The organism is Thioclava dalianensis (assembly GCF_000715505.1).
GTDB lineage: Bacteria > Pseudomonadota > Alphaproteobacteria > Rhodobacterales > Rhodobacteraceae > Thioclava > Thioclava dalianensis.
On sequence record NZ_JHEH01000033.1, the window covers coordinates 1 to 17,985 of the forward strand.

Annotated in this window: 27 protein-coding genes and 1 pseudogene; 18 read left to right on the forward strand and 10 right to left on the reverse strand. The window is 59.1% G+C overall.

Features of this window, described 5'->3' with window-relative positions:
- Positions 1–71: 71 nt before the first annotated feature.
- From DL1_RS17180 to DL1_RS17220, 10 genes and pseudogenes are all read right to left on the reverse strand, one after another.
- Positions 72–1,088, reverse strand: coding sequence for a tyrosine-type recombinase/integrase (locus DL1_RS17180; protein ID WP_038068584.1), 1,017 nt, complete (start codon positions 1,086–1,088; stop codon positions 72–74).
- Between the two features lie 405 nt (positions 1,089–1,493).
- A complete protein-coding gene (gene dnaN, locus DL1_RS17185; RefSeq protein WP_081856388.1) occupies positions 1,494–2,660 on the reverse strand; it encodes a DNA polymerase III subunit beta in 1,167 nt (388 codons plus the stop codon).
- Positions 2,661–2,663: 3 nt separating this feature from the next.
- Positions 2,664–2,939, reverse strand: coding sequence for a DUF2312 domain-containing protein (locus DL1_RS22130; protein WP_038068663.1), 276 nt, complete (start codon positions 2,937–2,939; stop codon positions 2,664–2,666).
- 147 nt (positions 2,940–3,086) lie between these two features.
- Positions 3,087–3,269: pseudogene (locus DL1_RS22135) on the reverse strand (DNA translocase FtsK); the annotation flags it as partial.
- 11 nt (positions 3,270–3,280) lie between these two features.
- Complete coding sequence (locus DL1_RS17195; protein ID WP_038068590.1) at positions 3,281–3,490, reverse strand: hypothetical protein; 210 nt, start codon at positions 3,488–3,490, stop codon at positions 3,281–3,283.
- On the reverse strand, positions 3,487–3,672 hold the full coding sequence (locus DL1_RS17200) for a hypothetical protein (RefSeq protein WP_038068592.1): 186 nt from the start codon (positions 3,670–3,672) through the stop codon (positions 3,487–3,489). Before DL1_RS17200 ends, DL1_RS17195 begins: the two co-directional genes overlap by 4 nt.
- A gap of 3 nt (positions 3,673–3,675) precedes the next feature.
- Positions 3,676–3,831, reverse strand: coding sequence for a hypothetical protein (locus DL1_RS21690; RefSeq protein WP_156022743.1), 156 nt, complete (start codon positions 3,829–3,831; stop codon positions 3,676–3,678).
- Complete coding sequence (locus tag DL1_RS17205; RefSeq protein ID WP_038068595.1) at positions 3,828–4,016, reverse strand: hypothetical protein; 189 nt, start codon at positions 4,014–4,016, stop codon at positions 3,828–3,830. The genes DL1_RS21690 and DL1_RS17205 overlap by 4 nt, the downstream gene beginning before the upstream one ends.
- A 386-nt stretch (positions 4,017–4,402) precedes the next feature.
- Complete coding sequence (locus DL1_RS17215; protein WP_038068600.1) at positions 4,403–4,624, reverse strand: hypothetical protein; 222 nt, start codon at positions 4,622–4,624, stop codon at positions 4,403–4,405.
- Positions 4,625–4,638: 14 nt separating this feature from the next.
- Positions 4,639–5,304 carry a LexA family transcriptional regulator gene (locus DL1_RS17220; RefSeq protein ID WP_081856390.1) on the reverse strand — a complete coding sequence of 222 codons (666 nt, stop codon included), beginning with the start codon at positions 5,302–5,304 and terminating at the stop codon, positions 4,639–4,641.
- Between the two features lie 86 nt (positions 5,305–5,390).
- Between DL1_RS17220 and DL1_RS17225 the strand changes: the two genes are divergently transcribed.
- The 18 genes from DL1_RS17225 (at position 5,391) to DL1_RS17310 (ending at position 17,899) form a co-directional block, all read left to right on the forward strand.
- Positions 5,391–5,612: a hypothetical protein gene (locus DL1_RS17225; RefSeq protein ID WP_038068606.1), complete on the forward strand. Its 222-nt coding sequence runs from the start codon at positions 5,391–5,393 to the stop codon at positions 5,610–5,612.
- Between the two features lie 133 nt (positions 5,613–5,745).
- A complete protein-coding gene (locus DL1_RS17230; RefSeq protein WP_038068608.1) occupies positions 5,746–5,985 on the forward strand; it encodes a hypothetical protein in 240 nt (79 codons plus the stop codon).
- Positions 5,986–6,352: 367 nt separating this feature from the next.
- Positions 6,353–6,871, forward strand: a complete 519-nt coding sequence (locus DL1_RS17235) for a DUF1937 family protein (RefSeq protein ID WP_038068610.1) — start codon at positions 6,353–6,355, stop codon at positions 6,869–6,871.
- Entirely contained in the window at positions 6,868–7,560 is a 693-nt protein-coding gene (locus tag DL1_RS17240) for a hypothetical protein (RefSeq protein WP_038068612.1), read from the forward strand. Before DL1_RS17235 ends, DL1_RS17240 begins: the two co-directional genes overlap by 4 nt.
- On the forward strand, positions 7,560–7,799 hold the full coding sequence (locus tag DL1_RS17245) for a hypothetical protein (protein WP_051693647.1): 240 nt from the start codon (positions 7,560–7,562) through the stop codon (positions 7,797–7,799). The genes DL1_RS17240 and DL1_RS17245 overlap by 1 nt, the downstream gene beginning before the upstream one ends.
- Positions 7,796–8,446 (forward strand): hypothetical protein, encoded by a 651-nt coding sequence (locus DL1_RS17250; protein WP_038068614.1) that lies wholly within the window; start codon positions 7,796–7,798, stop codon positions 8,444–8,446. Before DL1_RS17245 ends, DL1_RS17250 begins: the two co-directional genes overlap by 4 nt.
- A 166-nt stretch (positions 8,447–8,612) precedes the next feature.
- Positions 8,613–9,191 (forward strand): hypothetical protein, encoded by a 579-nt coding sequence (locus DL1_RS17255; RefSeq protein WP_038068617.1) that lies wholly within the window; start codon positions 8,613–8,615, stop codon positions 9,189–9,191.
- A complete protein-coding gene (locus DL1_RS21025) occupies positions 9,188–10,093 on the forward strand; it encodes a hypothetical protein (RefSeq protein WP_051693648.1) in 906 nt (301 codons plus the stop codon). The genes DL1_RS17255 and DL1_RS21025 overlap by 4 nt, the downstream gene beginning before the upstream one ends.
- A gap of 154 nt (positions 10,094–10,247) precedes the next feature.
- Positions 10,248–10,568, forward strand: a complete 321-nt coding sequence (locus DL1_RS21030) for an HNH endonuclease (protein ID WP_074854985.1) — start codon at positions 10,248–10,250, stop codon at positions 10,566–10,568.
- A 186-nt stretch (positions 10,569–10,754) separates the two neighbouring features.
- On the forward strand, positions 10,755–11,144 hold the full coding sequence (locus DL1_RS17270) for a hypothetical protein (protein ID WP_038068622.1): 390 nt from the start codon (positions 10,755–10,757) through the stop codon (positions 11,142–11,144).
- Positions 11,144–12,859 (forward strand): terminase large subunit, encoded by a 1,716-nt coding sequence (locus DL1_RS17275; RefSeq protein WP_038068624.1) that lies wholly within the window; start codon positions 11,144–11,146, stop codon positions 12,857–12,859. The genes DL1_RS17270 and DL1_RS17275 overlap by 1 nt, the downstream gene beginning before the upstream one ends.
- On the forward strand, positions 12,856–14,088 hold the full coding sequence (locus DL1_RS17280; RefSeq protein ID WP_038068625.1) for a phage portal protein: 1,233 nt from the start codon (positions 12,856–12,858) through the stop codon (positions 14,086–14,088). The genes DL1_RS17275 and DL1_RS17280 overlap by 4 nt, the downstream gene beginning before the upstream one ends.
- Positions 14,085–14,933, forward strand: coding sequence for a head maturation protease, ClpP-related (locus DL1_RS17285; protein WP_038068626.1), 849 nt, complete (start codon positions 14,085–14,087; stop codon positions 14,931–14,933). Before DL1_RS17280 ends, DL1_RS17285 begins: the two co-directional genes overlap by 4 nt.
- 11 nt (positions 14,934–14,944) lie before the next feature.
- The gene (locus DL1_RS17290; protein ID WP_038068627.1) at positions 14,945–16,252 is read left to right on the forward strand and encodes a phage major capsid protein; all 1,308 of its coding nucleotides are present in this window, start codon (positions 14,945–14,947) and stop codon (positions 16,250–16,252) included.
- A 68-nt stretch (positions 16,253–16,320) separates the two neighbouring features.
- Positions 16,321–16,812: a hypothetical protein gene (locus DL1_RS17295; RefSeq protein ID WP_038068629.1), complete on the forward strand. Its 492-nt coding sequence runs from the start codon at positions 16,321–16,323 to the stop codon at positions 16,810–16,812.
- 18 nt (positions 16,813–16,830) lie between these two features.
- Positions 16,831–17,118, forward strand: a complete 288-nt coding sequence (locus tag DL1_RS17300; protein ID WP_038068630.1) for a head-tail connector protein — start codon at positions 16,831–16,833, stop codon at positions 17,116–17,118.
- Entirely contained in the window at positions 17,115–17,444 is a 330-nt protein-coding gene (locus DL1_RS17305; protein WP_038068631.1) for a head-tail adaptor protein, read from the forward strand. The genes DL1_RS17300 and DL1_RS17305 overlap by 4 nt, the downstream gene beginning before the upstream one ends.
- Positions 17,441–17,899 carry an HK97-gp10 family putative phage morphogenesis protein gene (locus DL1_RS17310; RefSeq protein ID WP_038068633.1) on the forward strand — a complete coding sequence of 153 codons (459 nt, stop codon included), beginning with the start codon at positions 17,441–17,443 and terminating at the stop codon, positions 17,897–17,899. Before DL1_RS17305 ends, DL1_RS17310 begins: the two co-directional genes overlap by 4 nt.
- Positions 17,900–17,985 lie beyond the last annotated feature (86 nt).

Sequence of the window (17,985 nt, forward strand, 5' to 3'; positions counted from 1 at the left end):
GTTTACACCGAAGATGCCGGGGGTTCGAGTCCCTCACCGCCCACCATTTAAATCAATGACTTACGTATGTTTCACGAAGTGCGCTTTAGTTCCGTGAACCTATCGAACTCAAGAATCGCAGCTGCGTTCGCGAGGTGTTCCGGCATGAACCTCGCATAGGTGCGATAGGTGATGGCAGTGTTCGAGTGGCCGAGATACTGCGCGACGGCCTCAATTGGCTGGCCTGCTGTGAGCATCCTCACCGCAACTGTGTGTCGAATCTGGTGGATGTTTACGTCGCTGAGATTCGCGCGTGTCAGAGCGGACGCGTAGCCCTTTCGGATCGACTTCACCCGATTTCCTCCCCATTCTACAACGTGATCGGTGACGCGCACCTGGGCCGCTGTCTGCAGCGCGGATCTGGCCATTCTGTTCATAGGCACCACTGCGCGGCCCTTGCGCGTCACTCCATCCGGCAGACGGAGGTCTATGACCCCGCGATCGAAGTCTACACGCGACCAGGTCAGGTCAAGGATCGCGCCAACGCGCGCGCCGGTGGCAAGAAGGAGGATCACTGCGAGCCTAATGTGTGGCGCGCCGCAACCGTCAAGTAGAGCGGTGATCTGTTTGTCGCTGAGCGGGCGCACGTCGCTGTCGGGCTTTGGCGGCTGCTCGATATAGGGCGCGTGATCAATGAGCCTGATCTTTGCGGCCCACTTGAGGGCTGACCTTAGGTGCCCCAGCTCAGTGTGCACTGTGCCAACCTTCCGCCCTGCGCCGAGGCGCTTTGCGGTATAGGCTCTGCAATCATTTATGGTGATCTGATCAGGCCGCAGGCTTCCAAATTCTGGCAGTACGGCCTTGCCTGTGTGGCGCATGGTGGTCGCTGTAGGCTTCGTGCCAAGGTGACCTATATATGCCTGCCAGATCTGCTCGATCGTGGCACCAACAGGCGCAATTGTCTCTTTCAGGAACCGGTCGCGTCCTTCGGCTTCGGCTTGCGCTCTGGTGCGTGCCGCAAGTTGATAACGCTTTCGTTTTCCCGTTTCCGGGTCATCCCAATAGACGCAGTATCCGCCGCGCAATCTGCCGATGCTGATGTTTGACATTCGTGTTCCTCGATGGCTCCCCACGGAATCCTGATCATGCGACCTGTACGAAATCCGTGCAACTCCCCGCGTTTTACCATCTGTCGCACCGTCTCGGCGCTGCAGTGCCAGCGCTCAGCCAGCATATCTGGCGTCCAAGTCGGTGGATTTGAGGCTGCGAAAGATCTGTCGTGCGTTCCCATGGTTCCCTCCGTGGTTAGTTGGACTGCGACGGGTCTCTGCTAGGCGTTGAGCCCAGTCCCAACTCTCGCTCCAGTGTTTCGATTTCGACGCCATGGCTTCGAGCTGCAGCGCGCAGTGGGCCTGCGCGATCAGAGCGCATCAGGACGCCACCGGGCGTGTGTCGCGCAGCTTCCTTTGCGCGTCGGGCGTAGTCGGCCATCGCAAGGATCAAAGAACGCTCCATCAGTCGATCCTCATAGGCATCAAAACGAAGAGCGTGGTAGGGTCTTCTCCGCGAAGTATGAATGGCGAACCGCGATCCGTTCCGTGCAGAGTAAATACGGGGGTGGCCTCTGCCTGTTTGCGCAGATATCCGAGATTGAAACCAAAGGGCATCAATTGGCCCTCAATTTCTGTCTCGACTTTAATCGGAACAGAAACTGCATCCCCATCAAACGCCTTCACGCTCAAACGGCCTTTCCTTGGGTCGATCTCGGCGCCTGGGTTGTTTTTTGTCAGTCCTGAGGCTGTTTTCGCGAGGCGCAGAATTTGTGTCCGGTTCAGAGTTGAGCGGATGCCGAACGGGCCGCTCGGAATGACTCTGCGATAATCAGGGTAGGTGTCATCAATGGTTTTGGCGCGAATGGAAACGCCGGAAAGCAACACCTCAATCTTGTGCGCGTTCGGAGCCGCTTTGATCATCACAGGTTCGTTTCCTGCTTTCTTCATCAGCGAGCGCAGTAGTTTCAGAAGGGGTGTTGGAAGGATCATCCCCTCGTCAAGCGTGGGCTTCTCGCTGCTGTCGACGCAGGCCAGCCGATGGCCATCCGTTGCGACAGCCCGAAGGTTCCCGTTCTCAACATGCAGGTAGATCCCGTTGAGGTAATACCTGGTCTCTTCCGTGCTGATACAGTGCCAGCAGGTATTCACAAGCCGCATCAGGCTGTCTTGCGACATCGTCCAATGCGAAGCTGTGTCAGGGAATGGCTGGCGCGGCGGGAAGTCATCAGCTGGGATCACCGAGCGCAGACGGAGCTTTAGATCCCCCTCGGCCAAGGTAATCTGGTCGCTTGGGTCATTGCTGCCTCCGGCGTAAACCTCGATCATCACTGGGCCACTTATGGCGCTTACAAAGCTCCGAAGCGTTCGGTAGTTGATTGTGACCACTGCATTGCCGGAACAGTCGGCCTCAACTGTCGTCTCGGCATCAATATCTAGGTCGGTGGCGCGCATGGTCAGGGTGCCATCTGCAAATGTCATCAAGACATAATTAAGAGCTGGAACCGTGCACCACTTGTCGGCCACGTCAGACATCAGCTTCGACGCGCGCTGCATCTCTGCCAGATCGACAATGGCGGTTGCTTTGGGGGTCTGTGCGGAATTGTCCATTGTTGTATCGTGCTTCGTCATGGCTCAGCCCATCCCCAACGCGGATTTGTAGAGGTCAAGGATCGCCTCCTCTTCGGCCACATCGTCCTTGTCGCGCTTGCGCAGGGCGATGAGCTTCTTGAGAACCTTGGTGTCATAGCCGCGGGCCTTGGCCTCAGACATGACGTCTTTCTGCTGATCGGCGATGTCCTTTTTCTCGGCCTCAAGGCTTTCGAACTGTTCGACGAATTGGCGCAGCTCGTCGGCGGCAACGTTGTAGACGCGATCAGCTGCGTTCTGAAAATCGGGGTCGTGTTTCATCGGTGGTTTCCCTTCCAATTTGCGGATCGTCTCGGTAGCCTGCCTCATCTGATTGAGGCTGATCGGACCGGACGTGATGGTCTTGCCGTCTGCGCCCTTGGTGCTGATCGAAAGCGTCAGGGCGTCGTCGGGTCTCGCCAAGACGCTGCGCTTGCCAACGTGATCGGACCGCGAGACGATCTCTTGCGACTCCAGCTCTTCGACGATCTGAGCGGCTTTGTTGTAGCCAATCGAGAATTCGCGCTTGATGAAGCTGGTCGAGCAGCGTTGCCGCTCAATCACGAGCGCCTTTGCTTTCTCGAAGAGTTCGGAATTGGAGGCGTCGAGCATGGCGGTGCCTTTCAGATCCAGCCGCGCAGATGCGCGAGCAAAGCGATTGCTGCGAGCGCGGTCACTGCGATGATGATGTTTGTTCTCCGGCTGTGCGCGGTATCGCGGCGCATCTGGCGGCTGTTGATCGCTTGCTGCGCGGAAAGAAACTCGACGTCTTGGCGCTCAGCCTTGGCGATCTCATCGCGCAGGAACTGGTCGCGGATTCGTTTGGTGCTCATTCTTTATCCTCCGTTCTGACCCATGCCAGCAGCAGGATCGCTATTCCGAGCGCGCACACGGCCACGTATATGCCGACCTTTGGTCCAAAGATTTGGAGGATCACGGTCAGGCCGAGGTAAACGCAGGCCATGGCCATCCATTCGGCCAGCACGCATAGGAGAGATTTCAGGAAATTCCGCATGGCTCACTCGCCGCTGTGGTGCAGGCTTGCTGCGATCTCGGAGTAGCCGCCCGCCTGCGTGAAAGTGATTTCGGCGCGCGCCTTGGCGATGCAATGGGCCGCGAGCCAAAGGGCTGCGACGGATGCGGTGAGGGTTGCGAAGGCGCGCGCGTGTATCATGCCGCGTCTCCCGAGCCGTTGGTGCGGTTGGTGAATCCGCAGCCGCGCCAGCCATAGCGGCAACGTTTTCCGCGCGCACTCATCAGGCTATGCCATGCAGATTGACGGCGCTTTTTGCTGGCCTGCGCGGCGCGCACGGGATCGGTGATGAGCGTGATTGCCCAATTATTTGTGAGAGAGTTCATGGATACCTCCATCGGGTTGCGATGAAGGCAAGCTATGGGGGTAATTTCCCCCAGTCAAGATAAAATGGGGAACTTTCCCTCAAATTTGTTGCGGGGTGCTTCCGGCGCGTTGTAGCGTATGCCGGTGGGCATCGGGCCCAGAATCAAAAATACCCCGCGCGCAGCGGGGCGCGCGAGGTGTAAAAATGGAACAAAAGTTCAGCCCGTTTACTGCCGAAGACTATCGGTTGGGAGAGATGCGGGTTCGATATGAAGAGGCGTTGGGCCAAATTGCACGACTTGAGGAACGGCTCGCGCACGAAGCGAGCCTGAGTTCCCGTCTTTCGTTGCGCCTATCCTTATTGGAGGTCCATTGTTTCGGGCCCAACTATCGTCACCAGCAGTAACTACCGCAGCAGATTGCCATAAAAGGCGAGGTCACTCTCGTTCATGTCATGCTGATTGAGGGATTGCCCTGGTGGCCTGTATCGCGAGTTTGTCCCGTGCTGCAGGATATGAAGGGTGAGGCGCGCCAGTGTCTTGTCAGAGTTTCGCGCATAAGATCGCAGGCTTGCGACATCTGCCTCCAGTTCGTCAATTCGCTTTTGCAGTGCTTCTAGGTCTGACATATAGATCCTCCTATCTATCCAATTTTTCGAACGAATTCAGGGGCCAAGCTGATCTTTACAGGTGCTGCCCATTTCAGCGTTACGTCATGCATGTTGGTGCCTGATGGGTTGAGCGATATCAGGTGAAACCGCCCGGGTTCGGTTCCGGCTTTCACCTGTTTGACCCATGCGAGGCCTTCAGTGTCCTCGCATATGCAAATCAAATTGAGCGCTTCGGTCGGGACGCCCATGGCCTCGCGGGAGTAGAAAAGCACCGCGCCGGGCTGATAATACGGGGCCATAGAGTCGCCTTCGACCTCGACCGCGACGATGCCATGAGGCGACAGTTCGGACGGGCAGGCCACATGATAGAGGCCGTCGCCTTTCTCGTAGGTATCTTCGAGAACGACTTTAGCGCCAGCACCGACGCGGCCAGCGACCGCAACTGCGCGTGATCCTATTTGCGGTGCGGTGCCAGATTGATCCATGCCAAGGCTGATTATTTCATCTATTGAGCGCCCGAGTGCGTTGGAAAGTGCCAATGCGGTCTTGATCCGTGGCGAGGTCGGTCGACGAAAGAGATCTCGAACAGCAGATTCACCCATGCCCGCCGCTTCCGAGAGCGGGCGCATTTTCCAGCCGTCAAGCTCCATTGCGATTTCTAGGCCGCGAGCAAACTCGCTAATCTCTTGTTTTTTCATTGGGGCATTATCCCCTTTTTCGATTTTGTGAGGTAGCGGGAAAAATCCCCTTGACCGATGGGGGATAATTCCCCCACATAGGGGCTATGGAACAGCTCATCATCGAAATTCAGACCTATGCCGCGCGTGCGAACATGAAGCCGCAGGCGGTCATCCGTGCCGCGATCAACGCAAAATGGAACGCGTGGGACGGATGGGTCGCGCGTACGTCCAGCCCGACCTTGGCAACAGCCGACAGGATTCGGGCATGGATGGCTGCGCATCCGGTTGATGGGGCTGCTGACCAACCTTCGCAAAAGGCCTCCTGACATGACCAAACCTCACATTGTTGCTTCTTCGCGGGTTCAGCCTGCTACGGCGCCCGTTCAAAAGTCCCGTCCCAACATTTTCGCACCGGCGCCTGGCGCTGGTCGCGGGCCAGCGCGTGCAGCGCATCGGCGCGTGCATGGCTGGCGTTATGACCCGCAGCCATATCGGCTGGAATTCCTCGACCGCTGGGCGGCGCTGATTCAGCATCTGTTCGTGACGCGTGAAGATGTGGCCTCTGGGTTTGGCGTGACGTTCCAGACCGCATGCAACTGGTGGGACGGGCTCAATCGGCCTTCGGGTGACAAGGTGGCTTTGGCCGCGATCACGTGGCCGGATGACTTCGCCCGTTTCATGGGTGAGGGCGCGCAATGAGCGTCCGTTGTTTTGATATTCCCCGTGCGCAGGCCATGAAACCTGCCCGTCTTGCCGGTCTGGCGCGGGTTACTGGCGTGGTGGGTCTGCTCGACCGCCGCGCCCTTTCTATTCCGACCGGGCCTGTGAGGGACGGGTTGCGAGCCGTAGCGGGGGGCGGTTACGGTCGGAGTTCCCCCGCGCCTTATTCGCATTCGGTGCTCGGCTCCTCCCATGAGCACCGGATCGGCGCGGCCTTGGGCTCCTCCTCATCATCTTTCCAAAGCCGCGCCACCGAACCCCGCCGCAGCGGGCAATCTGCGGAACACCCCCCTGTTGGGGCTCGGGCGGGGGTTACCTCGCCCGAGCTTTGCATTGGGGGTGTGTGATGGGCCATTTCGGGCGTCTTGCGCCGGTTGATCCCGATTGGGGCTGGCTCCGAGAAACCTTCGCGGGCAGCAATTTGCTGCGCGTCGATTGCCATGTCTCTGATGTGTGCGGGATCGGATCGGACCGGGTGATCTATCTGGCCACGCCTTATTCGCGCGAAGTCGTCGGGCCGAATGGGCAATGGCTGCCCGATCTACATGCCAGCATGACGCGCGTGGCCGGTTGGTGGTCTGGGCGGCTGTCCGTCGAGGGCGGCACGCCGATCTCTCCGATCATCTGCGCCGATCACGTCATTCGATACGCGCAGAGCGCCGGGCAGGGGCCTGATCCGCTCGATGATCCATGGTGGTCGAGCTGGTGCCTGCCGCTGATGCGCGCGGCTGGTTGTTTTGCGGTGCCCCCGATCACGGGGTGGGATCGCTCGCGCGGGGTTTGGCGCGAGGTGTGCTGGGCGCTTGAGCGCGGCGTGCCGGTCTGTCTGATCGCGCGGCCTGCGGCGATTGGGGGTGCGCAATGAAGCACGATTTGCGGGCGTTTTTGCAGCGGTGTGCCGACTCAGGGATGACAATCGCGCAGACAGCGCGTGAGCTTGGTTCAACGGTCAATGCGGTGTCAGGCTCTGCCAAGCGATATCAAATCGCGTTTACGAGTCATTGGGATGTTGAGCGCAGGCCCGAGAAATATGCAGCCTGTGCTAAGGCCGGAATGACGCTGCGCCAAGCGGCGGCAAAGTTGGGTGTTTCAGAGAAGACGGTTAGCCAGGCGGCGCAGCGTTATGGCCTCACATTCGTGACTCAGTTCGCGCGCAAGGAAAAGAAGTGGCGGGACTGTTGGCTGGCTGGGATGACTGCCGAAGAGGCCGCTCTCTGCATGGGAGTTGAGCACAAGTCGGCGCATCACGCCGCGCGGCGCTATGGATTTCGCTTCAAGGATGCCGGATCAGGCCGCCGCGTGAGAGAGATGCTCAAAGCAAGCCGCAATCACCGAGATACGCTGTCTTTGTTCTGGCGCAAAGGGCGCGCTTGCGCAGTTCCGTTGACGTATGAGGAGTTCCGGAACGCGGCGCAATTGGATGCGCGTCTCGCGGAAGACATTCTTGGGGGGCATGTTCGTGAGGGTCTTCTTGTCGTCGATCGATCCATAAATGTCAGCATTTATGAGTTGACCGATGATGGGATGTCGCATGTCCAAAATGGGGGTGTGTGATGGGGTCGATCGATAAGATCGCGGTGTCGGGGCGCGCGGATCTTCCGGTCGGCGATTGCGTTGCCACGGTCCTCGAAGGCGAGGGTGCGGTGCAGGTGGTTTGGGCGCGTTTCCTCGATGCTGCAGAGCCCGCCAAAAAACTCTGGAATGATTTCCCCGGTCCCGATATGCCCGCGCAGTTGCGCGTGCTGGCAGATGCTCTTGAGTTGGCGCTTGCGCGTCGGGATGGTGCGCAATGAGCAAGTTTGCGGCGATGGAATTGGTCGCGACTGGTGATCTTCCTGAATACGATCTCGACGCCAATTTCCGGCTGGATTCGCATTCGTTTCTGCAGTGGGAATTCCGGCGCTGGATGGCGTCAGACATGCGTTGGGATGGCACGCACGAATGCAAGAGCATGTGGTTCGAGCTCCTCAATCTGTCGCATCTTGAAACGCCAGTTGGCACTTTGCCCGCGGATCTCGGGCGGCTCGCTCGGATGATCCAGCCAAAGGTTGAGGCCGAGCATTTCGCCCAGCTATGTCAGCTTAAGTTCGGCCCGCTGCATGGCTGGGAGCGCTGCCGCTGTGACGGGGATATCCGTTTGATGCACCCTGTGGTGATGCGGATCGTGAAGAGTGCATTCGCGTCTCGGGCAAACCATGCTGCGCGCGTCGAGGCTGCTTCCGCCTCACGGCGTTTGGCGCGTCTGACTGAGGATGTTGCGGCGCTGGCTCCCAAGCTGGCGGAAGATCCTCGGAAAATACGTTGGATCGATGATGTGATTCAGTCGCTCATCGAACAACGCGGTGGCGCACGGCGCACGCCGCAAGAGTTGCACGAGGCTGTGCAGGAATGTTTCGCACAGATGCGCCTCGGAAAGTTCCCAGAGAAAGAGAAAGCGTAAGGCCTTTAGTGTCGCTGCGACATTAACCGACAGTCACACGACATAAAGCTAATGTCGCCATCGATAATGACAATGACAATGAAATTAGAACGAGAAATACGCAGCGCGACACTCAAACCGATTGAACTGTGGATAACCTTGGAATTGCTGAGAAAAGGATCTTGAGATGGACAGTGTCGAGCAAGAAGCCGGTGAAAAGCGGGTGATGGAGCATCTCGTGAAGCCCTTGGAGCGCCGAGGGCTGGTCAAGCCTGCGAGTCTGACCAAGGCGCAATACGACGAGATGATCCGCGACCTATGCGCCCGGCTGGCATATATGAGCGCCGAGAGCTTGGACGCGCTCGAAGAGCACGCGGCGGCGCAGCCCGGTGGGAAGGCGCGGGACCGGATGCCGATTGCGAATGACATGCTCGATTGGGCAGGCAAGATACAGGCGCCGGTTGATGATGGTTCGCCGCTCATGCGCAAGGTGTTTGCACATGAGATCGGGCGGCGCGCTCTCGATGGCGGCTTCGCGCCCGAGCTGCTGGCCGCGATCAAGAAGCACAGGCTCTGGCCCGGCACCTACATCGTTTCGCAGGCGCAAATGTCAGCCGCAGATTCTGTCCGGCGGCTTGAGGATATCGAGCGGCGTTTGGCGGCGGGGCGCGATGTGAGCGATGCGGAGGCGGCGTGGCGTGCGCGTCGGCGCGAGGTAATTGCGCGCTGCGATGGCTGGTCGCGCGGGCAAGGCGGTGCCGAATGACAAAAGTATTTGACCATTTCGCCGGCCAAGCTGATCTGCTCGACCGCAGGCCAGATGGTTTCGACTTGGCGTTCGGTTCGTTCGCTGAGGCGCGACGGGCGTGGCAGAACTTGTCTCAGCGCGAGCGGCTCTCAATCCGCTCGGCCTCGTTCGATGAGGGTGGGCGTCGGTGGTTGCGCAAGATCCGGGATCTCTGCCCCTCTAAGGTTGGCTGCGATGATTGGGTCGCGATGACGGACAGCGAGCGTCTCGCCGCCATGCGCGGCGCGGCCACACCGCCGGAAAGCTGCGGCCCGATGATCGGGGCGGCGCCCGCGCGCGGCGCGTTCGAGGTTTTCCATCCTGTCGAGATGATCCCGGATGCAAAGTCAGAGGCTGGCTTTCGTGCCGAAGAGATGGGCTATCGCGGACGTTCCGCACTGCGCGCGGTCGATGTGTTCGACCGGATGATCGTTTCGGCGCGGAAGGCGAGAAAGCCCGCGCCGCTCACGCCCGCGCAAATCTCGATCGGGCGGCACTACCGCGATCTGTGCGAGCGGCACGATGCGGGCGGTATGAAGCTGGCCAGTCTTGAGGGGCGGCAAGGGTCAGGCGGTCGTGGCGGCGATTTCATGGACGCGTATTTGTCAGAAGGCCGCGAGCTGGACGCGCTGCGCCGGAAGATCGGAGGTGGTGTTGCCATGCAAGTGCGGCGTGTTCGGCCATCGGCGCGCGGTGCTGGTGCGCGGACGATCTCAGATGGTGTGCTGGTCGATGCGGTGTGCCTTGAGGATCAGACGCTGAGCGAGGTGCTTTGTCGGTTTGGATGGTCGGCCAAGACCGCGAGCAACAGGGCGGCTGTATGTGGCGCTCTGTGCGCCGCTCTGGACCGAATGATCGGCTATCGAGAAAAAGGGGATTGACGCTTAAGCTACTCGCAGGCACATTGCTTGGCATCATCTACCGTTGCGCCCGCAGGTCAGATCGACCGTGCGGGCGTTTGTGTTTCATCCTGACATTGTTGGAGCGTAAGTGGGAAAGCTTGCAGGTCGCGGGCTTCCTCCGAGGCTCGGTCAAATGCCGTCGCGGTTTGGCAGCACGGATGGTGCGGCGCAGAAAAGCCGCACAGTTCAGCGCCGCGAGTCCAAGCCATGGCGCGCGTGGTACTCTACCGCGCGTTGGCAGAAGCTGAGCTTGAAGGTTCGTGTTGCTGCGAACTTCACTTGCGTGCGGTGCCATCGGCTCGCAATCGGCAAGGGTCAGTCTATCGCAGATCACAAGATCCCGCATCGCGGTGACGCCGCGCTGTTCTGGGATGAGGGCAACCTGCAGTGCCTGTGCAAGGCCTGCCATGATGGCGCGAAGCAGCGCGAGGAATCTGCCGGTCTGCACGGGTAGGGGGTGGGTCAAAAGTCCAGGGGGTTTGAGCGCCCAGACCCGTCGCCCCTCATCTGCGCGTTTTTTTCTGGGGAGGCGGGAATTTTGGACGACATTCGTGAAACTGACCTGTTCGGGAACCCCGTGAGAGCCGGTAAGGGGCGCCGTGGACGGCCTGCAAAAGAGTTGACCCAAAAAGAGATCGACATGCTGGAAGCTGGTCTGATGAAGGGCTGGTCGAACCAGCGGCTCTCAGAGGTGCTGGGCATTGGCCTCTCGACGCTCAAGCGGAATTTTGGGCCTGTGCTGAAAGGCCGGGGTGAGATGCCGGATCGTCTGAAGCTGGCGATCTTCGCCGCAACCGTTCGCAAGGCGCTTGAGAAAGGAGACATGGGCGCGGTGCGCCAGTTGCGTCAGATGATGGGCGAGGATGAGGCGCTGAGAATCGATGCTCAGTTGCGTCAAAATGCGGGTGACAAAGAAGAGCCCGAGGTGATCGGAAAGAAAGAGGCTCAGCGCCGCGCGGCAAAAGATCTGGTGGAGGGCGATTCAGAGAGTACCTGGGGCGATGATCTGAGCCCGGGGTATCGCAACTGATGGACGGCACATTTGATCATCGCAATCCGGAATGGGCAACGGCAGTCCCGGATTGGGAAGATCGCATCAAGGAAGGCCGTTCGCTGATCCCGGATCTGCCGTTGTTTGATGAGGTCGCAGAAAAGGCACTGCGGATCTTCAAGCGGCTGCGCGTCCCGGACCTGATCGGCACCCCCACCTATGGCGAAGTTTGCGAAGAGTGGGTCTTCGACCTCGTGCGCGTGATCTTCGGGAGCTACGACCCGGAGACGAAAAAGCGGTTGCTGCGGGAATTCTTCCTGCTGATCCCAAAGAAGAACGGCAAGTCAGCGATCGCGGCGGCGATCATCGTCACGGCGGCAATCTTGAATGAGCGCCCGCAGGCAGAGTTGATCCTGATCGCGCCGACACAGAAAATCGCGGGCATCGCCTTCAAACAGGCCAAGGGCATCATTGCTCTGGATCAGGTTCTTACGACGCTGTTTCATGTCCAGAACAACCACAAGGAAATCACCCACCGGACCACTGGCGCGGTGATCATGATCCTCTCGGCAGATGGTGATGTCGTCACGGGATCGAAGGCGACGTACATCTTGGTCGATGAGACGCATGTGCTCGCGAGTAAGCACAAGGCGCCCGACATCTTCATCGAGCTGCGCGGCGGTCTGGCATCTCGGCCTGAGGGGTTCATGCTGCAAATCACGACGCAGTCAAAAGGCCGTCCGACAGGCCAGTTTGAGAAGGAGCTGCAGCGTGCTCGCGATGTGCGCGACGGCAAGCTCGATCTGCCGATGATGGCGGTTCTATACGAGTTGCCGAAGGCGATGATCAAGGCCGAGAAGTGGCGCGACCCGAAGACTTGGGGACTGGTGAACCCAAACCTAGAGCGCTCTGTCTCGCTCGACTATTTGCGCGACAAAATGATCGAGGCGGAGCAGGACGGGCCAGAGGCGTTGGCGTTGTTCGCTTCGCAGCACCTTAATGTCGAGATTGGAATCGGCCTTGGCAGTGGCCGCTGGGCCGGGGCCGATTACTGGCTAAAGGCCGCGCGAAAAATGACGCTTGAGGACGTGATCGAGACGTCTGACGTCTGCGTCGTTGGGGTCGATGGCGGCGGCTTGGACGATTTGCTTGGCCTCGGAGTTCTGGGGCGCCATCGAGAAACCAAGGCGTGGCAGCATTGGGGAAAGGCGTGGGCTGATCGGGATGTGTTGACCCTGCGCCAGATCATCGCTCCGGAGCTTTTAAAGCTCGAAGAAGAGGGCGAGTTGGTCTTTGTGGATAATATCGAAGATGAGGCGAACCCGGAGATCGTCGAGATCTGTCAGCGCATTCGCAACGCCGGAAAGTTTCCGGCACAGAATGCGATCGGAATGGACCCCGAGGGTGTGGGGTCGATCATCGACGCGCTGACGGATGGCGGTTTCGAGATGACCGATATCAGCCCGATCAGTCAGGGCTACAAGCTGAACGCGGCGATCAAGACGACACCTGTGAAGTTGAAAAACGGAAGCTTCGTCCACTGCGGTCAGAGGATCATGACGTGGTGTGTCGGTAATGCGAAATGCGAGGCCCGGGGAAATGCCGTGGTCGTAACAAAGGCGCAAAGTGGATCGGCAAAAATCGATCCGCTGATGGCGCTGTTTAATGCCGTGATGCTGATGAGCCTGAGCCCTGTCGCAGCAAAGCGGAACAACCTGAATGACTTCCTGTCGAAACCGGTGTTGGTGGTATGAAGAGACTTCTCAAAGCAGCCATTCGAGGTGTCCGGCAGGAGCTTTCTGCGGGCGAAAGCGGTTGGGTCAGCGCGCCTGCCGCGCAGTCGCTGCCGACTGCAGGATACCGCTCGGCTGCAGGGAAGACTGTATCGGCGGATACCGCCCTGCAAGTTTCGGCTGTGTGGGATTGCGTCAAAGTTACCTCGCAAGTGGTGTCCTCGTTGCCTCTCAAGCTATTTGAGCGCGAGGGGCAAAATTCCCGGCGTGAGGTAGACCACGACATCGTTTCTATCGTCGCCTCAAGCCCGAATTCTGTGCAGACCAATGTCGAATTCTGGGATGGAATGGTTGCCCATCTGACGATGCGTGGAAATGCTGTCGCTGAGCGTCAATTTGTCGGGCGCAATCTGGTTGGACTCAAGCCTTTGCCAGGGTTGACGCCATATCTCGATCAGAATGGTCGGGTGGTCTATGAGTTTTACGATCGCGGCAAGCGCGAAAAACTGCCAGCGGAGAAGGTCTTGCACCTTCGCAGCTTTGATCCGGGCACCGGGATCGGGCTTTCGGCAATCAAATATGGGGCCAATTCGATTGGCGCGGCGCTCGCAGCGGATGAGACAGCCGGCAGCGTATTTTCGAACATGATGATGATTGCCGGTTTTTTGATGTCCGATCAGACGCTCGACGATGAGCAGCGCGAACAGGTGCAGCAGATGCTTCAGTCGTTCGCCGGATCGCGCCGCGCTGGCAAGATGATGGCGCTCGAAGCCGGGTTCACATTTCAACAGGTTCAGATGAACCCGGAAGACGCGCAGCTGCTCGCGACCCGGCAGTTTCAGGTCGAGGATGTCTGCAGATGGTTCGGTGTGCCGCCGATTATCATCGGCCATGCAGGGAACGGGCAGACAATGTGGGGCAGCGGGGTTGAGGCGATCATGCTTTCTTGGCTCACGCTTGGTGTCAATCCTCTCCTAACGCGGATCGAGGCTCGGCTGAATCGTGATCTTGTTCCGGCAGAGAAGCGCGGCAAGTGGTTCTTCAAGTTCAACCGCGAGGCGATGCTGCAGATGGACAGCAAATCGAAGGCTGAATTCCTGTCGAAGATGGGGCAGTCGGGAACCATGACAGCCAACGAGCGGCGCGCGAAACTCGACTTGCCGCCGCATTCTGATCCGAACGCAAACGAGTTGCTGGCGCAGACCGCGCTTGCGCCGATCGGAGATCTTGGAAAGGACTCAAACAAATGACGATGCGCACCCTTCCGAAGGCGACAGTTCCGGTGCATCCCGGTGTGAAATCCCATGTTGGGGAAGTCGCGGCTAAACGTTGGAACCCTGACATTCGAGCGGCAGCGAATGCCGCTGACCCTGAGAGAACGATCTCGGTACTCGATGTGATTGGTGCTGACGTATGGGGCGATGGCGTCACAGCCAAGCGGATCTCGGGCGCTTTGCGCGCGATGGGCGATGGCCCGGTCACGGTCAATATCAACAGTCCGGGCGGAGATTTCTTCGAAGGGCTCGCGATTTACAATCAGCTGCGCGAGCACAAAGGCGAAGTGACGGTGCGGGTGCTGGGCATGGCCGCATCGGCGGCTTCCGTGATCGTGATGGCTGGCGATCAGATCCTCATGGCGCGGGCCAGCTTTTTGATGATCCATAACACGTGGGTGCTGGCCGCAGGTGACCGGCACGCCTTCCGAGAAGTCGCGGACTGGCTTGAACCTTTCGATGAGGCGGCGGTGAGTATCTATGCGGCGCGCACTGGCATTGATGCGAAGGCGCTTGCTGCGATGCTCGACAAAGAAACGTGGATCGGCGGCGATTCTGCCGTTGACCAGGGTTTCGCTGACGACTTGCTCAGCTCCGATCAGATCGATGCCGCTCCGTCCAACAGTGTCGAGCCCGGTCTCGCGGCGCTCAAGAAGCTCGACATGCTGCTCGCCAATGGCGTGCGGGCCACGAAATCCGAACGGCGAGAGCTTCTCGCCGCGGCAAAGGGGGGCAAGTCTGGCGCTGCCCCAACCGGCATGTCTGGCGCTGCCGTTAGCGACTGGGCGCAAGGAGCGCTCAATAAACTGCAAACTCTCTAAGGAGAACGACGATGAAAAAGGCCATGATGCCCGCCATTTGCTTGGCGGCAATGCAGACGCATGTCCCGGTGGCTGTGATCGGTGGCGTCCGCAACGATGCTGTTGGTACCGAGGAAATGCTCAAGAAGGTCAGCCAACAGCTCGACCAGATCAACGGTGAAACCAAAAAGACCGCCGAGAATGCCCTGACCGAGGCAAAGAAGGCGGGCGAGGTTTCTGCCGAGACCAAGCAAGCCGCTGACAAGCTTCTGACCCAACAGGCCGAACTGAGCAACGCGGTCAAGAAGATCACCGACCAGCTCGAAGGTGTGAACCAAAAGCATCTCGATATCGCGCAACAGATCGCAGATGGCGGCCTTGGCGGCGGTAAGGCCGGTGGCGTCAAGTCGCTCGGTCAAGCGGTTATCGACAGCCATGAAAAGATCAAGGCCTTCAATGGCGGCTCGCTCTCTCTCATGGTGAACAACGCCATTACGACGGCGGCTGGTTCGGGTGGTGGTCTGATCTTCCATGATGAAGAGCGCGATCCGGTCCGCATGCCCCGCCGTCGCTTGCTGGTGCGTCAGCTTCTGACGCAAGGTCGCACGTCCTCTGATCTGGTGACCTACCGCAAGCAGGTGGTGCGCACCAACGCTGCCGCGCCGGTGGCCGAGGGCGGTACCTATCAAGCCTCGACCTATGGCTGGGCCAAGGCGACTGCGCAGGTCAAGAAGATCGGTCATGTCACCAGCATCTCCGAAGAGGCGATGGCTGATGCGGATCAATTGCAGACCGAGATCGATAGCGAGCTGCGCTATGGCCTCGACCTGGAGGAAGAGAAGCAAATCCTTGCGGGCGACGGTACCGGCGAGAACCTCTCTGGCCTGTTGACCGAGGCGCCGGATTTCGTCGCAGCTGCTGGTCTGCCCAATGCGACCCGCATTGATCGCCTGCGTCTCGCGATCCTCCAGGTGACCCTAGAGGACTATATCGCCTCGGCCATGCTGATGAATCCGCTCGACTGGGCCGCGATCGAGCTGCTCAAAGTTTCGGGTACGGATAACCGGTATGTCTGGGGCAACCCGGCCACCGGAAACACGCCGATGCTCTGGGGCAAGGATGTCGTCGATACTGCTTCGATGACCGCTGGCGAATGGTTGGTTGGGGATCTGGCAATGGCCGCGACCTACTATGACCGTATGGAAACGGAAGTGCTGTTCTCGACTGAGCACGGCACGAACTTCGTCGAGGATATGATCTCCATGAAGGCGCGCAAGCGCGTGGCTATGGCCAACAAGCGCGCATTGGCGATGGTGCAGGGCGACTTCACCTTCGCCTGATACCGACACAACAAATCGATGGCGCGCCCATGATGGGCGCGCTGTATTTCCTCTGACGGGAGACCGAGATGTTCATTCATGTGAAATCGACGCGGCACACCAAGATCGGCACGCTCCGCCGTGGCGTTGTGTATCGCCTCGACGACGAAAACTCGAATGCGCAGGCAGTTGTCGCCGCGCATAGCAAGGGCACAAACCCGGCTTTGAAAAAAGTCAGTGAAGCCGAGGCGAAGAAACTTGCTGCCAAGTTTGTCTCGCTGGAGGCGAAAGCCGATTCCGAACTGGTCGAAGAGCGCAGCGATTCCGAAGAATTGTCTGCACAGTTCGAAACGATGACGGCAGCGCTGACCGAAGCGCGGGATACGCTGGCAGCTGAGCGGGCAAAGCTCGCTGAGCGCGATGCCAAGATCGCCGAGCTGGCTGCGGCGCTGGAAGGCGCTGAGAAGCAGCGCGATGATGTTATCGCGGAGGCTGCCGAGCAGAAAGAAAAGCTCGACGAGCTGCAGGCCCTGGTCGCCGAAAAGGACGACCAGAAGCCGAAGCAAGACGGCAAGAAATAACGGTAGGGAGCGCTCCGCATGGCTTTGCAGGTGTCCGACCTGAAATCGCATCTCAAGATCGATTTCAACGACGACGATCTTGAACTAGATCGGATGCTCTCTGCGGCCACGACGCATGCGGAGCGCTACCTCCGGCGCGATTTTGCGACTGAGTACCCGGGCGGTCTTCCAAATCCGATCGAGGTAGCAATCATGCAGCATGCAGCGAGCATGTATCGCTTCCGGGAAACAGCTTCGACTTCTAGCGTCACCGAAGTCCATATGGGATGGAGAGAACTGCTCTCGACTTACCGGGTGTTTTCATGATCGGCGCAGGGCAGCTTGATCGGCGTGTCCAGTTTATGGAGCCGGTGAAAGTCGATGATGGCTTCCAAGAGACGGAGACGTTTGAGGCTATTGGAAGCCCGGTTTGGTGCAGCAAAACAGATGTGTCTGATGCCGAACGCGCCGTCGCGGGTTGGCTTGAGGCAACAATGGTCAGCCGCTTCGTTGTACGGTCCAGCGCTTTCACACGGGCACTCACGCCAAAAAACCGCCTGGTCTGCGATGGCGTGGATTTTGATATCACAGGCATCAAGGAAATCGGCCAGCGGGAAGATCTTGAAATCACCGCGTCGGCGGTTTCCACATGACCGTTACAGTCAAGACGACCGGTTTTAAGGATCTTGAAGCCGCTCTGGAGCAGATCGAGAAAAAGACCACAGCTAAGGCCACCATGCGCCGTGCATTGAAAACAGCGGCCCAGCCAGTGGCCGATCTCGCGCAATCGCTCGCGCCGGTCGGCGCCACGCGGGCCCTTTCTACCTCGGTGGCGGTTAGCACAAAGCTCTCCAAGCGCCAGCGCGGCCTTCATCGCAAGATGTTTCGCAATGACAAGGCTGCGGTCGAGATGTTCGTCGGTGCTGGGCCGCTGTCTTCGGCGCATCAGCAAGAGTTCGGAAATATCTATCAGGCGCCGCAGCCGTTCTTGCGACCGGCATGGGACGCAGAGTCCAAGGCCACGCTGGACCGGATCGCAGAGCAGATGTGGATTGAGATCGAGAAGACCGCCCAACGCGCTGCGCGACGGGCCGCGAAGGGGAAGTGATATGGCTAGCATTACGTTGAAAATCAGGTTTCAGAAGTGGCTCTTCGTCGTCGCGAGAATCTGGATTTTGGCGGCATTTGTCTGCG

What these genes read in the sequence shown, in the direction of transcription:
- DL1_RS17310 (WP_038068633.1), top strand. Translation starts at nt 17,441, where the DNA reads ATGACCGTTACAGTCAAGACGACCGGTTTTAAGGATCTTGAAGCCGCT.
- DL1_RS17245 (WP_051693647.1), top strand. Translation starts at nt 7,560, where the DNA reads ATGGGGTCGATCGATAAGATCGCGGTGTCGGGGCGCGCGGATCTTCCG.
- DL1_RS17280 (WP_038068625.1), top strand. Translation starts at nt 12,856, where the DNA reads ATGAAGAGACTTCTCAAAGCAGCCATTCGAGGTGTCCGGCAGGAGCTT.
- DL1_RS17235 (WP_038068610.1), top strand. Translation starts at nt 6,353, where the DNA reads ATGGGCCATTTCGGGCGTCTTGCGCCGGTTGATCCCGATTGGGGCTGG.
- DL1_RS17270 (WP_038068622.1), top strand. Translation starts at nt 10,755, where the DNA reads ATGCTGGAAGCTGGTCTGATGAAGGGCTGGTCGAACCAGCGGCTCTCA.
- DL1_RS21690 (WP_156022743.1), bottom strand. Translation starts at nt 3,831, where the DNA reads ATGATACACGCGCGCGCCTTCGCAACCCTCACCGCATCCGTCGCAGCC.
- DL1_RS17250 (WP_038068614.1), top strand. Translation starts at nt 7,796, where the DNA reads ATGAGCAAGTTTGCGGCGATGGAATTGGTCGCGACTGGTGATCTTCCT.
- DL1_RS17305 (WP_038068631.1), top strand. Translation starts at nt 17,115, where the DNA reads ATGATCGGCGCAGGGCAGCTTGATCGGCGTGTCCAGTTTATGGAGCCG.
- DL1_RS17300 (WP_038068630.1), top strand. Translation starts at nt 16,831, where the DNA reads ATGGCTTTGCAGGTGTCCGACCTGAAATCGCATCTCAAGATCGATTTC.
- DL1_RS17215 (WP_038068600.1), bottom strand. Translation starts at nt 4,624, where the DNA reads ATGTCAGACCTAGAAGCACTGCAAAAGCGAATTGACGAACTGGAGGCA.
- DL1_RS17290 (WP_038068627.1), top strand. Translation starts at nt 14,945, where the DNA reads ATGAAAAAGGCCATGATGCCCGCCATTTGCTTGGCGGCAATGCAGACG.
- DL1_RS17220 (WP_081856390.1), bottom strand. Translation starts at nt 5,304, where the DNA reads ATGAAAAAACAAGAGATTAGCGAGTTTGCTCGCGGCCTAGAAATCGCA.
- dnaN (WP_081856388.1), bottom strand. Translation starts at nt 2,660, where the DNA reads ATGACGAAGCACGATACAACAATGGACAATTCCGCACAGACCCCCAAA.
- DL1_RS17275 (WP_038068624.1), top strand. Translation starts at nt 11,144, where the DNA reads ATGGACGGCACATTTGATCATCGCAATCCGGAATGGGCAACGGCAGTC.
- DL1_RS17195 (WP_038068590.1), bottom strand. Translation starts at nt 3,490, where the DNA reads ATGAGCACCAAACGAATCCGCGACCAGTTCCTGCGCGATGAGATCGCC.
- DL1_RS22130 (WP_038068663.1), bottom strand. Translation starts at nt 2,939, where the DNA reads ATGAAACACGACCCCGATTTTCAGAACGCAGCTGATCGCGTCTACAAC.
- DL1_RS17295 (WP_038068629.1), top strand. Translation starts at nt 16,321, where the DNA reads ATGTTCATTCATGTGAAATCGACGCGGCACACCAAGATCGGCACGCTC.
- DL1_RS21030 (WP_074854985.1), top strand. Translation starts at nt 10,248, where the DNA reads ATGCCGTCGCGGTTTGGCAGCACGGATGGTGCGGCGCAGAAAAGCCGC.
- DL1_RS17205 (WP_038068595.1), bottom strand. Translation starts at nt 4,016, where the DNA reads ATGAACTCTCTCACAAATAATTGGGCAATCACGCTCATCACCGATCCC.
- DL1_RS21025 (WP_051693648.1), top strand. Translation starts at nt 9,188, where the DNA reads ATGACAAAAGTATTTGACCATTTCGCCGGCCAAGCTGATCTGCTCGAC.
- DL1_RS17240 (WP_038068612.1), top strand. Translation starts at nt 6,868, where the DNA reads ATGAAGCACGATTTGCGGGCGTTTTTGCAGCGGTGTGCCGACTCAGGG.
- DL1_RS17180 (WP_038068584.1), bottom strand. Translation starts at nt 1,088, where the DNA reads ATGTCAAACATCAGCATCGGCAGATTGCGCGGCGGATACTGCGTCTAT.
- DL1_RS17255 (WP_038068617.1), top strand. Translation starts at nt 8,613, where the DNA reads ATGGACAGTGTCGAGCAAGAAGCCGGTGAAAAGCGGGTGATGGAGCAT.
- DL1_RS17285 (WP_038068626.1), top strand. Translation starts at nt 14,085, where the DNA reads ATGACGATGCGCACCCTTCCGAAGGCGACAGTTCCGGTGCATCCCGGT.
- DL1_RS17225 (WP_038068606.1), top strand. Translation starts at nt 5,391, where the DNA reads ATGGAACAGCTCATCATCGAAATTCAGACCTATGCCGCGCGTGCGAAC.
- DL1_RS17200 (WP_038068592.1), bottom strand. Translation starts at nt 3,672, where the DNA reads ATGCGGAATTTCCTGAAATCTCTCCTATGCGTGCTGGCCGAATGGATG.